Raw genomic sequence first — 12690 nt, forward strand, 5'->3', positions numbered from 1 at the left:
CCGTTATGTGCTATCTAGGTAAAATAACTTAATTTTTAAGGGGGTGTTATGAAAGACTTTTTATCACAACGTATCGCCTGCCCACATTGTGGACACCATATTCATTTAGACCTTGATGCCAGTATGGGCGACCAAGACTACTATGAAGAATGCAGCGCCTGCTGTAATCTAATTCATTTAAATATGCATATAGACTATGCACGTAATAAATTAGAGTTACACGTGGACAGCGATGACGAACAAATATTTTAGCTATGTTGGCGCATGTAGTTTTCGACGGTGTTTATAATAGTGTATGTTTGCTGATCAACTTCTATATTAAACTCATCACCTACAACGGCTGCACCTAAATTAGTAATATCGAGTGTTTCTGGTATTAAATGCAGCCAAAAGCCATGCTCATCAATATTGCCAACCGTTAAACTGGCGCCATTAATAGATACAAACCCTTTGTATAACACATATTTTTGCCATTTTTGTGGCAGGCTGAGCTGTATTTTATAGTTGTTTTCTAGTTTAACTATTTGCACTATTTTGGCAGTACAATGAATATGACCAGAGACTATGTGCCCACCCAGCTCAGTACCAAACGACACAGAACGCTCGTAATTGACTAAACTACCCAATTCCAGTTGTCCAAGGTTAGTAAGCTGCAAAGTTTCGTCAATAACATCAAAATGCACTTGAGCCACTACATCTTGATTACTAAGCTCTACTTTAACTACCGTTAAGCAGCAACCATTTATAGCGATGCTAGCACCTAAGTCTAAATGCTTTACGTATTGCTCATTAACAGAAACGACTAAACGTAATACACCCTGCGTATGGGTTCTAGAGACTACTTTTGCTTGAGTTTGAATAATACCGGTAAACATAAAAATCGCTTCTCTTTCTAACAAAGTGCTAGTTTAACGTATCAATCGCTAAAATAATTCACTTAAGAGCACTTTTATTCGCAACAAAAGTAAGCTTATGCAGCAATTAAATAGATTCGCTGATTGTCTACATAGATAGAGCAATCACAATAGATTACAATGCGCCCATGTTTTTCTGAATAGCTGTTTTTTATGACTTTTTGTAGTTGGGAAGCTAAACGTTTACTTTCCCTCGCCTTTCCCGTTTTTTTAGCACAAGTGACCTTAGTATTAATGTCAGTGGTTGATACCATTATGGCCGGACAAGTGAGCCCTACCGATCTTGCCGCCCTCTCAATTGCTACAGGAATATGGAACCCAATTCTATTAGCAATACAAGGTATTCTATTAGCCCTAACGGGAGTCATTGCTCAATTTGCGGGTGCTAAAGACCGCAACGGCATTAGCCATTATTTTCAGCAAGCGCTTTATTTAACGCTCCTTTTAAGTATTGCAGGTTTTTGTGCTGCCCAGCTTGCTAACACCGTTATTTTACAGCTTGATACTAGCCCGGCGATTGCGGGACTTGCTTTTGATTACATTCATTTTGTTAAATGGGGTGTATTTGGTTTTTTAATTTTTACCGTGTATAGAAATATGACCGAAGGCATGGGGATGACCAAGCCTGCGTTTTATATCAGCCTACTCGGACTTGCGGTAAATATCCCACTCAATTATATTTTTATTAAGGGCTTATTTGGTCTACCCGCATTTGGGGGCGCTGGCTGTGGTATTGCCACCGCACTGGTATTTACTGTAATGGCTATTGCGCAAGTTACTTATTGCCAGCTGAGTAAAAAAATAGATGCCAAAGGCCTATTAACTGGCTTTGAAAAACCCAATTTTAAAACCATTGGTATTATTACCAAACTCGGTATTCCTATTTCACTCGCTACTTTTTTTGAAGTGACCTTGTTTGCCTGTATTCCCTTGTTTATTGCGCATTTGGGTGCGGTGGCTGTGTCTGGCCATCAAATTGCAGCCAGTGTTACGGCACTATTATTTATGATGCCTCTGAGCCTCTCAATTGCCATTAGCATACGAATTGGTAATTTATTTGGGCAGAATCATTTAGATCAATTAAAAGTTGCAGTATCAACAAGTTATATTATGGCGGCTATGGTTGCGTTGTTTATCGCTTTTATTACATTTATAGGGCGTGATGTGATTAACCAATTATATAGCGATAGCCCTGCGGTACTTGCGCTTGCTTCATCAATTATGATTTTAGCCTGTATTTACCAACTTCCTGATGCATTACAAGTAGCTGCAAACGGTATTTTACGTGGTTTAAAACACACAGCGCCGATTTCGTATATTACTTTTATTTCTTATTGGTTAATCGGCTTTAGTTTAGGCTACGTATTAGCAAGAACAGACATGATAGTGCCAGCAATGGGCCCGCATGGTTTTTGGATAGGCATTATCGTTGGCTTATCAGTTGCAGCTATACTACTGATGCTGACCGTTCATAGGCGATTTAAACGTGAACCATTTATTCTCACTTAAACAATCAATCTATACCAAACTGCCGGTTAATTGGTTATTGGCGGCATGTTGTATGGTGCTTTTGGGCTGCTCAGAGCAGCCCAGTGAGGCAAATAAAACCTATTTGTCTCGCTTAAGTAATACCTTACAAACGCCTGAGCCACACACAAAGCCACTGCAACAATTAGCCTTAGTAAAGCCAGTTGAAGCGTTGCAACCTGCCATTAAAATTGGCATAACTGAACTAGCTGGTATTAGCCAATGTAAACTTAATGTTCTGATAAGCGAGCATAATAATCAATTAGGCAAAACCGCCACCGCTGCTAGCCAATTGAAGTACCAAATAGATTTTATTCAAAGCGCGCAAAACTGTTTAAACACCTTAGATAAACAAAGCAACGTTCACAGTAAAATTACAGCGGCAAAAAACCAAAAACAAACTCAACTCACTTATTATTTTAATAATGTTTTATATAGTGAACCTGAACTAAGCAGCACTTGGCAGCTAACTGGCCAAGAACTCAGCACCCAACCGGCTGGGTTTAGTGACACGGTTGAGGCGCTTAAAAAGCTAACGACCATTAAACACCAAATAGAAACTAAAGGGAGTATGGCAATAAACAGCGATGATATTTTGTCAGCGCTTGAAACGCTCAACAAATACAAATTTGACCAACAGCTTATTCAAGCTGTGCGAGAACAAATTAGCTTAAATCATACAGCAACCCAGTTTGTAAATTCATTAGTAGTAGAAGATATTTGCCCTAAAGGTAAAAACAAGCAGCAAGCTAAAATTGTCAGTAATATATTTAATAAATATTATTTAAAACAAATACAGCCTTATCAAGCACAGCTGAGCGGGTATTTAGAAACATTGCAGCCGCTTTATATGCAGCTATGGTTTAATCAAGCAGTGAGTAGCGAAGCGGTAAATGCCCTACTTGACCCAAATTCTAACAACTTACTCGCTCAGCTAAAAGCGTCAGCAAAAGAGCATGTTATCTGGTGGCAAAAATTTTATAAAACGTGCGAAATCAGTCCAATATGAATAAAAAAACGGCAAATAAACTCAAATAACATAAACATGCTTGATTCACCACTCATCACGCTATATATTAGCGACCGTTGTTAAGCAATTAACAATTCTTAAATACAGAAGTACGACTGTAGCTCAGTTGGGCGAGATTGGACCGAAGCGAAGCTTCGCAGCCAACCGAGGTGGAGGCAGGACGCCGACAGGATGAAGCTTCATGGATGAATTAAATAGTACGTAAACTCATAGTACGACTGTAGCTCAGTTGGTTAGAGCGCTACCTTGACATGGTAGAGGTCGGTGGTTCGAATCCACTCAGTCGTACCAACATTTAAGAATCCTAAAAAAATTGTACGACCGTAGCTCAGCTGGTTAGAGCGCTACCTTGACATGGTAGAGGTCGGTGGTTCGAATCCACTCGGTCGTACCAATTCAAAAAGAACGTAGGTCGGTTAAGTGGCGAAGCCGCGCCACCCGACATGGGTGAAACACCCGACATAAAATATATTATATTATTCCCCACACCAATTACGGCTGTACATTCCTGATGCGACCGCTTTATGAAAGCTTGAATAAGGCCAATCAACCACCCGTTCAACCAAACCATGTTTAAGCGGGTTAAAATGCACATAATTTACATGGTGCCAATAATCACGTTCATCAACAATGGTATGCTCCCAAAAACGGCGTTGCCAAATCCCTCGTTCATTTTTATTAACGCGTGCGAGTGATAAATATTCGTTTTTAGGCAAGCCTTTAGAAAAACGTTTTTTAATTTCGCGCCAACGGCCAGAATAATCGCTATCACCTTTGGGTAAAGTTAACACTGCATGTATATGATCAGGCAACACCACCCACGCATCAATATAAAATGGTTTATGCATTTTTACCCAGCGTACAGTTCCACGCAATAAATCAATATGCTCAACCAATAATGACTCTTTACGATCCTGCAAATTAACCGTAAAAAAATACGTTCCTCTCGGTTGATAATTTCGACGATATCTCACAAAAAATCTCCTTATAATAAACGGCTAATACCTCTGGGTTATTCAATATCGTAGGATAACGCCTTTGAATTATCCAACATCGTCGGACGACGCCTTTGAATTACCCAACATCGTCGGATGACGCCTCCGAATTATCCAACATCGTCGGATGACGCCTCCGGCTTATCCAACCTACGTTAATTGTTGGGAACGTAGGTCGGTTAAGTGGCGAAGCCGCGCCACCCGACATTGTGTAACCTACCACCATCAAGCAACGCCCAACATCAAAAAACATACCAAGAAAAAACGCTCACGCTCTAAACTTCCTTAATAAATATCAGGTAACATCCATTTAATCACGTTGCAAAGTCAGAATTTATTGCTTGAAAATTAATACTATGTTAACAAGTAGGCTATCTTATAAGATTAAATATCAGAAAGTATTCTAGGAAAGGATTTACCTGTGAAGTCTGCCGCACTCATTACATTACTATTGCTATTTATTTTTGCTGGGCAAGTTCAAGCTAAAACTCTGGTCAAAGTGGGTGGCTATGAATTTCCTCCCTACGTAGAGATTGTTGACGGCCGTGCTTCAGGTCTCACCGTAGAGCTAATTAGCGAACTCAATAAAATACAATCTGACTATCATTTTGAGCTTGTGCTCACCACACCTATTCGGCGCTTTAAAGATTATCAGCAAGGTTTGTTCGATGCGGTATTTTTTGAAGATCCAAACTGGGGGTGGCTGCAAGGCAACCATATAATCAGTAACTCCCCTGTGATAGCAACAGACAGCGAAGTATTTATTGCTTTAAAGCAATTTGCAAAGTCACAAGCTTGGTTTGATAACTTAGACGATAAAACCCTCATTGGGATTTTAGGCTATCATTATCAGTTAGCAAACTTTGAAAACAATCCATCAATACTTGAAAACGAATATAAAATGACGTTACTGAGCAGTCATAAAAAAAGTATTAAATTAGTATTAAAAAAACGCAGCGATATGGCGATTGTTACCCGTTCTTACTTAAATCAATACCTCAATAAATACCCAGAAAGTAAAAAAAAGCTGCTTATATCTGAACGCGTCGCGCAAACGTATAAAAACCAGTTATTAATTCGTCCAACACAGCAACTTGGTATAAACACGCTTTATAAATTAGTAAAAAAAGCACTCTCACAAAATACTTTTGCAACTAGATTAGAGCAGCTTGGCTTACAACATAATCTTTAGTAGCGCTTATTTTCTACCCATCAGCTTTGCTTATCATTTAATGGCAATAACTAGAAAATTTGCTATTTTCATCGTGTGTCGCAAACTCAACTAAAGTCATCAATAAATCACTGTGTTTATGGGTAAAACCAGTACTAGAAAGGCGTTTTTCTAAATAGGACGTAAAGTTTTTTCGTTGCAGATGTTGGCTATGTAATTTTATTAACAGCTCTGACTGCTTTTGGTTAATTAATCGCGTCTCGTAAATCGGGTCTTCATCTGGCCAATTTTCTACAGGCGAGCCCTTTTGCTTAAACACAAAATCACTAAGTGAACGCTCGATTTGATTATAATCTTGCTCCCCTAGCAATTTTTCTATTTCCTTTAATAAGCTTGAGTACAAAACACGCGGGAAAAGCTTGTAAAAATCATGATTTTTAAAGGGCTCTCCTTGTGGAGTTTGCTGCCAATTTTCAAAACTTGCTCGCAAAGCCTGGACTAATATACGTCCTACATAATGGCTTTTTTGGAATGAGACTCCTTGCGATTCTAGCTTTGAAAGTACGTGATTTAAACGTTGCTTTAAGCTACGTACTTCTAATTGCAGCTCGCTTTTTTCTGTCTCTAATAATTGTATTTCTTGAGCACTGGTTGTTATTTTTTGCTCTAGTATATTTATTTTAACTTGCGCGCCATAAAACAAATCACGGGTATCATTAAGCTCAGCCATAACACTGGCATTTTTTAATTTAATACTTGAATTCCCCTCAATAGCATAAGTAGTAAGCTGTTTGCTCTGAGAGAATGCTTTATTTAAAGTACTTTCTAACTTACTCTCAATAATTTGCCCAGACTTACTGCCTCTAAGTAAAGAATGTAAAGTTGAAGAAATATGCTTTTGGTACCAATTTTGGATCTGCTCACACTGTACATCAGATAAATTAGCAAATGGATTGTCTTCACTTATTGGCTTGTTAGCCATAAAAATTCCCTCTAGTAAAAAAGACTTTTAGTTGTTATGTCGTTTTAAAGTGAAATTACTTACCTTTGCATGTTAATAGCTATCGCTTTTTAAGGCTATATTTAATTGTTCTAGAAGAACCTCACTATTTAAGTTGTTTATTCCAAATAACGCACTAAACTTAAAATTAAAGATAAAATGCATTACCCTCATGAGAATATTTTTAATCGCTGCCTTAGTGCTATCATTTTTCACTTACGCACAACCTGCGCCAGTAACCTATACGGTCGACAATAAAAACATCACGCTTCCCGGAAAGAAATACAAAAGCGGCTATGGTGTACATATGGAGTTTTACCCTTGGACGCGTGCCGTTCGTGAAGCTGAATTAGGTAAAGCTGATATTTTATTTCCTGAGTATTTTATTAGTGACGATGTAATGTCAGAAAACACTTTAACCAAAACACGTAATCCGTTATTGGCGTTATCTGAGCCCATTCCTAATGGCGACTTATCATTTGTAGCACTTAGAGATCACAGTATAGATTACGATGGCAGTATTGAGTCTGTAAAAAAACAGGGTTATGGGGGGGTACGCTCATATACAAATAGTAAATAATTAGATGAACTTATTGAACAAGGCGAAATAAAAACCATCGTTGCTAACAGTGAGTATCAGCTTATTCATTTGCTTTTAAATGGTCGGGTTGAGCTTATTGTTGACGACTTAGAAGTGCTAAAAGCCAGTATTTATAAATCACAATTATCAGCTAGAGAAAAAAGAGGATGCTTAGTGCGCTAGTTGCATTAACGCCAAGCATAGAATACAAAGCCCTGTGTTATGAAATCAGTAAAAGTACGCCTAATTGGCAATTTATCTTAGATGATATCAACGCAGAAATAGCGATTATGCGTGCAAATAATGAATTTGAGCGCTTTATAAAAAATAAAAAACAGCAGTGTTATAACCTTGGATAATTAACGATTTATTTTAAACTCCATGGTAACTATAAAGCTGATGCTCTCATAGCCATCAGCTATTATATAATGTTTAAAAATCAAATGGCGCTCTTACCCAGCCTTCCATTAATACACGTGCGCTGCGGCTCATACTCGCTTTAGTCACTTGCCATTGGCCATTTGTAACAACCGCCTCGGCACCTACTTTAAGTGTGCCCGATGGGTGACCAAAATTAACCTCGTTAATAGCACCGCCACCAGCGGCCAAATTAACTAATGTTCCGTCAATTGCGGCTGCTGTGCCAATAGCCACGGCGGCTGTGCCCATCATGGCATGGTGTAACTTACCCATTGACATTGCACGTACTAACAAATCTATATCGCTGGCATTAACCTGCTTACCACTTGAGGCTGTGTAGTCTTTTGCTGGAGCAACAAAAGCCACTTTAGGCGTATGCTGGCGTGCTTGCGCTTCATTAATATTCTTAATTAAGCCCATTTTTACTGCGCCATGGGCACGAATGCTTTCAAGCATAGTTAACGCCGTATTATCGCTATTAATATCATCTTGCAGCTCAGTACCGGAATAACCAATATCGCTGGCATTTACAAAAATAGTCGGAATACCTGCGTTGATCATGGTTGCTTTTAATGTCCCCACGCCTGGCACTTCTATGTCATCCACCACATTACCTGTTGGGAATAACGCGCCATCACCATCAGCAGGGTCAATAAATTCCAGCTTTACTTCAGCGGCAGGAAAGGTAACACCATCTAACTCAAAGTCACCGGTTTCTTGTACTTGAGCGTTGGCCATAGGTACATGCACTAAAATGCTTTTTTTAATGTTAGCCTGCCATACACGCACAATAGCAATGCCATTATCAGGCACTCTGCTTTTATCAACTAAACCATTGCTGATGGCAAACGCGCCCACAGCAGAGGTTAAATTGCCGCAGTTACCACTCCAATCAACGAATGGCTTATCGATAGCAACTTGACCAAATAAATAATCAACATCATGATCGGGCTGTTCACTCTTACTCAAAATTACCGTTTTACTGGTACTTGAGGTTGCGCCACCCATACCATCGGTTTGTTTACCGTACGCATCTGGGCTACCAATAACGCGCAGTAATAAGTTATCGCGTGCCTCGCCTGCCACTTGGGCAGGCTCAGGTAAATCAGTTAAATTAAAAAACACGCCTTTACTGGTGCCGCCACGCATATAGGTCGCTGGCACTTTAATTTGTGGTTTAAACATCTTTTTTATGTCCTTATGATGCTTGCGTTGCTTCTAAAAAGTCTTGTGCAAAGCGTTGCAATACACCGCCTGCCGCATAAATAGAAAGCTCTTCTTGCGTATCTAATCGGCATTTCATTGGCACAGTGACTACTTCACCATTTTTACGAGTGATCACTAATTCTAAAGTTGCCCCCGGTGCTGGTTCGCCTTTTACATCATAGCTTTCGCTACCATCTAGGTTAAGTGTTTTGCGGGTTGTACCTGCAGCAAATTCCAGTGGTAGCACACCCATACCAATGAGATTAGTACGATGAATACGTTCAAACCCTTCAGCTGCAATAACCTGAACACCTGCAAGCCTTACACCTTTTGCCGCCCAATCGCGCGACGAGCCTTGCCCGTAATCAGCGCCTGCCACAATAATGAGTGGCTGTTTACGCTGCATGTAGGTTTCGATTGCTTCCCACATGCGTGTGTTTTTACCCTCTGGCTCTATGCGTGCATATGAGCCTTGCTTCACTTCGTCGTTTTCATCCAATACCATTTCGTTCAATAGTTTAGGGTTTGCAAACGTGGCGCGCTGCGCAGTTAAGTGATCGCCTCGGTGCGTTGCGTACGAGTTAAAGTCTTCTTCTGGCACGTTCATTTTAGTTAAGTATTCACCTGCCGCGCTGCTTGCCATAATCGCATTAGAGGGTGATAAATGATCGGTTGTAATGTTATCGCCAAGCACTGCCAACGCGCGCATACCACTCATACTGCGCTCACCTGCCAAAGCCCCTTCCCAATAAGGTGGGCGGCGAATATAGGTACTTTCTGGACGCCAATCGTAAAGTGGGTCGTTATCTTCGCCGTAATCAACGGTTAAGTTAAACATTGGCTCGTATACTTTTCTAAACTGCTCAGGTTTTACGCTTTGTTTGATAACCGCATCTATTTCTTCATCAGATGGCCATAAATCTTTTAAGGTTACATCGTTACCTTGCTGATCTTTACCGAGGATGTCTTTTTCTATATCAAAACGAATGGTACCGGCAATTGCATAAGCAACCACAAGCGGTGGTGACGCTAAAAACGCTTGCTTAGCATACGGATGAATACGACCATCAAAGTTACGATTGCCCGAAAGCACTGCTGTTGCGTATAAATCGCGATCAATCACTTCTTGTTGAATTTTAGGGTCTAGTGCACCACTCATGCCGTTACAGGTAGTACAGGCAAAACCAACAATACCAAAACCAAGTTGCTCTAGCTCTGGTAATAATTTTGCATCCTCAAGATACGATTGCACTGCTTTAGAGCCCGGTGCCAATGAGGTTTTAACCCAAGGTTTACGCATTAAACCTTTTGCATTGGCGTTACGCGCCAATAAACCTGCAGCAATTACATTGCGTGGGTTACTGGTATTAGTACAGCTGGTAATCGCGGCGATAATACAGGCGCCATCTGGCATTAAGCCTTCTTCGTTCTCAACAACACCCGAAATACCTTGCGCTGCTAAATCGCTGGTAGATACACGACGATGCGGATTTGAAGGGCCTGCAATGTTGCGCCCTACACTTGATAGGTCAAATTTAAGCACACGATCATATTGAGCAGTTTTTAAGCTATCGCTCCATAAACCCGCTGTTTTAGCGTAGTTTTCTACTAGGGCAATTTGCTCTTCATCACGGCCTGTTAAACGCAAGTAATCAATGGTTTTATCGTCAATGTAGAACATAGCCGCGGTGGCGCCAAATTCTGGGGTCATGTTCGAAATGGTGGCTCTATCACCCAGGGTTAGTGCATCAGCCCCTTCACCGTAGAACTCAAGGTAAGTCGATACCACACGTTGCTCACGTAAAAATTCGGTAATAGCCAATACAATATCGGTTGCAGTTATGCCGGGTTGGCGTTTACCGGTAAGCTCCACGCCCACAATATCGGGTAAACGAATATATGATGCGCGCCCAAGCATTACGCTTTCGGCTTCAAGGCCACCTACGCCAACAGCAATAACACCTAAAGCATCAACATGTGGGGTATGGCTGTCGGTACCTACTAAGGTATCTGGGAATGCAATGCCATCGCGGTTTTGAATCACCGGCGACATTTTTTCAAGGTTAATTTGATGCATGATGCCATTTCCCGGAGGGATCACATCAATATTTTTAAACGCGGTTTTGGTCCAGTTTATAAAATGAAAACGGTCATCGTTGCGTCTATCTTCAATGGCGCGGTTTTTTTCAAATGCATCGGGATCAAAACCTGCGTGTTCAACAGCTAATGAGTGGTCAACAATCAATTGAGTCGGTACAACCGGATTTACTTTTGCAGGATCGCCGCCTTTTGCAGCAATAGCATCACGCAGGCCCGCTAAATCAACCAGTGCGGTTTGCCCTAAAATATCGTGACATACAACGCGTGCCGGATACCACGGAAAGTCTAAGTCTTGTTTACGCTCAATTATTTGGCTCAGTGCATCGGTTAGCATTTCGGGCTCACAGCGACGCACTAAGTTTTCGGCAAATACACGCGAACTGTAAGGTAGTGTAGCGTATGCGCCAGGTTTAATGGCATCGACGGCGGCTTGGGTATCGTAGTAATCAACATTTGAGCCCGGTAAAGGCTTACGGTATTGGGTATTATTAATAATGGTCATAATAAATTCGCTAATTTGGTGACGGAGGAGAGTACGCTAAAGCGCTATAATGAGTAATCATCAGCGCTATAAACAATAAAAGGTGAGCTAGGCTCACCTTAAACGCTAACTAATTAGCCTCTTGATTCAATTGGCGTGTAGCTACGCGCATCTGGCCCGGTGTAATCAGCACTTGGGCGAATAATACGGTTATTTGCACGTTGCTCTTTTACGTGAGCTGTCCAACCAGTTACACGGCTCATTACGAAGATAGGCGTAAATAACTTAGTAGGAATACCCATAAAGTGGTACGCCGATGCATGGAAAAAGTCAGCATTACAGAATAACTTCTTCTCACGCCACATAACTTCTTCACAGCGAACTGACACTGGGTAAAGCACCTCATCACCCACTTCTGCGGCTAATTTTTCAGACCATTTTTTAATAATAACATTACGTGGATCTGACTCGCGGTAAATAGCGTGGCCAAAGCCCATAATTTTATCTTTACGCTCAAGCATCCCCATCAGTGCATCTTCTGCTTGATCGGCGCTGGTAAAGCCTTCAATCATATCCATGGCGGCTTCGTTGGCACCACCATGCAGTGGACCACGTAAGGTACCAATTGCACCAGTAACACATGAGTGAATATCAGAAAGCGTTGATGCACACACGCGACCGGTAAAGGTAGAGGCATTAAATTCATGCTCTGCGTACAAAATTAGTGATACATTCATTACTTGTGCAAATAATTCACTTGGCGCTTTATCGTGTAATAGCGTTAAAAAGTGTGCACCAACTGAGTCATCATCAGTTTGTGTTTCAATACGAACACCGTCATGAGTAAAACGATACCAGTAACAAATAATACTTGGGAAAATTGCCACCATACGGTCAATCGCATCGTTTGCTTCGCTAAAGTCATTTTCCATTTCAAGGTTACCTAGCATAGAACACCCTGTGCGCATTACATCCATTGGGTGTGCGTTTTTAGGGATGTTCTCAAGCACTGTTTTTAGTGCCTCTGGTAAACCGCGTAAACTTTTAAGTTTAGCTTTGTACTCTGCCAGTTCGCTTGATGTTGGTAGCTCGCCGCGTGAAAGTAAAAACGACACTTCTTCAAACTGTGCTTTTTCAGCCAGTTCGCTAATGTCGTAACCACAGTAAGTTAAACCTGAGCCTGTTTGCCCTACTGTACATAATGCGGTTTGTCCTGCTACTTGGCCACGTAAGCCTGCGCCACCTAATGCTTTATCTACCATGATG

Annotated in this window: 12 protein-coding genes and 2 tRNA genes; 8 read left to right on the top strand and 6 right to left on the bottom strand. The window is 41.0% G+C overall.

The features are described from left to right. Nucleotides 1-48: 48 nt before the first annotated feature. Entirely contained in the window at nt 49-252 is a 204-nt protein-coding gene (locus tag BG00_RS12380; protein ID WP_008464077.1) for a CPXCG motif-containing cysteine-rich protein, read from the top strand. Here the strand turns inward: BG00_RS12380 and BG00_RS12385 are convergent. After that, the gene (locus BG00_RS12385; protein WP_036982911.1) at nt 249-875 is read right to left on the bottom strand and encodes a riboflavin synthase; all 627 of its coding nucleotides are present in this window, start codon (nt 873-875) and stop codon (nt 249-251) included. The genes BG00_RS12380 and BG00_RS12385 overlap by 4 nt on opposite strands. Nucleotides 876-1067: 192 nt before the next feature. Between BG00_RS12385 and BG00_RS12390 the strand changes: the two genes are divergently transcribed. From BG00_RS12390 to BG00_RS12405, 4 genes are all read left to right on the top strand, one after another. After that, on the top strand, nt 1068-2423 hold the full coding sequence (locus BG00_RS12390) for an MATE family efflux transporter (RefSeq protein WP_036982913.1): 1356 nt from the start codon (nt 1068-1070) through the stop codon (nt 2421-2423). Next, complete coding sequence (locus BG00_RS12395; protein ID WP_036982915.1) at nt 2401-3450, top strand: DUF3080 family protein; 1050 nt, start codon at nt 2401-2403, stop codon at nt 3448-3450. The genes BG00_RS12390 and BG00_RS12395 overlap by 23 nt, the downstream gene beginning before the upstream one ends. Before the next feature lie 235 nt (nt 3451-3685). Beyond that, nucleotides 3686-3762: transfer RNA gene (locus tag BG00_RS12400), tRNA-Val, on the top strand. Between the two features lie 26 nt (nt 3763-3788). Continuing rightward, nucleotides 3789-3865: transfer RNA gene (locus tag BG00_RS12405), tRNA-Val, on the top strand. Between the two features lie 82 nt (nt 3866-3947). On the opposite strand, the gene BG00_RS12410 is transcribed toward BG00_RS12405, so the two are convergent. Next, nucleotides 3948-4445: an REP-associated tyrosine transposase gene (locus BG00_RS12410; protein WP_036982917.1), complete on the bottom strand. Its 498-nt coding sequence runs from the start codon at nt 4443-4445 to the stop codon at nt 3948-3950. A gap of 442 nt (nt 4446-4887) precedes the next feature. On the opposite strand from BG00_RS12410, the gene BG00_RS12415 reads away from it, so the two are divergent. Beyond that, nucleotides 4888-5658, top strand: a complete 771-nt coding sequence (locus BG00_RS12415; protein ID WP_036982919.1) for a type 2 periplasmic-binding domain-containing protein — start codon at nt 4888-4890, stop codon at nt 5656-5658. 37 nt (nt 5659-5695) lie between these two features. On the opposite strand, the gene BG00_RS12420 is transcribed toward BG00_RS12415, so the two are convergent. Continuing rightward, complete coding sequence (locus tag BG00_RS12420; RefSeq protein ID WP_036982921.1) at nt 5696-6619, bottom strand: hypothetical protein; 924 nt, start codon at nt 6617-6619, stop codon at nt 5696-5698. Nucleotides 6620-6809: 190 nt separating this feature from the next. Here BG00_RS12420 and BG00_RS18190 point away from each other — a divergent pair, with 190 nt between their 5' ends. Together BG00_RS18190 and BG00_RS18195 are read left to right on the top strand one after the other, a co-directional pair. Then, nucleotides 6810-7217 (top strand): hypothetical protein, encoded by a 408-nt coding sequence (locus BG00_RS18190; RefSeq protein ID WP_253861390.1) that lies wholly within the window; start codon nt 6810-6812, stop codon nt 7215-7217. Between the two features lie 167 nt (nt 7218-7384). After that, the gene (locus BG00_RS18195) at nt 7385-7576 is read left to right on the top strand and encodes a hypothetical protein (RefSeq protein WP_226915915.1); all 192 of its coding nucleotides are present in this window, start codon (nt 7385-7387) and stop codon (nt 7574-7576) included. Between the two features lie 73 nt (nt 7577-7649). Here BG00_RS18195 and prpF read toward each other — a convergent pair whose 3' ends face one another. The 3 genes from prpF to prpC all read right to left on the bottom strand — a co-directional run bounded on the left by prpF (nt 7650) and on the right by prpC (nt 12686). Beyond that, a complete protein-coding gene (gene prpF, locus BG00_RS12430) occupies nt 7650-8822 on the bottom strand; it encodes a 2-methylaconitate cis-trans isomerase PrpF (RefSeq protein WP_036982923.1) in 1173 nt (390 codons plus the stop codon). 13 nt (nt 8823-8835) lie between these two features. Next, nucleotides 8836-11445 (bottom strand): Fe/S-dependent 2-methylisocitrate dehydratase AcnD, encoded by a 2610-nt coding sequence (gene acnD / locus BG00_RS12435; RefSeq protein ID WP_036982925.1) that lies wholly within the window; start codon nt 11443-11445, stop codon nt 8836-8838. A 113-nt stretch (nt 11446-11558) separates the two neighbouring features. Further along, nucleotides 11559-12686 carry a bifunctional 2-methylcitrate synthase/citrate synthase gene (gene prpC / locus BG00_RS12440; protein ID WP_036982927.1) on the bottom strand — a complete coding sequence of 376 codons (1128 nt, stop codon included), beginning with the start codon at nt 12684-12686 and terminating at the stop codon, nt 11559-11561. Nucleotides 12687-12690: the final 4 nt, after the last annotated feature.

It is taken from the genome of Pseudoalteromonas sp. SCSIO_11900, assembly GCF_000576475.1.
Classification (GTDB): Bacteria; Pseudomonadota; Gammaproteobacteria; order Enterobacterales; family Alteromonadaceae; genus Pseudoalteromonas; species Pseudoalteromonas tetraodonis.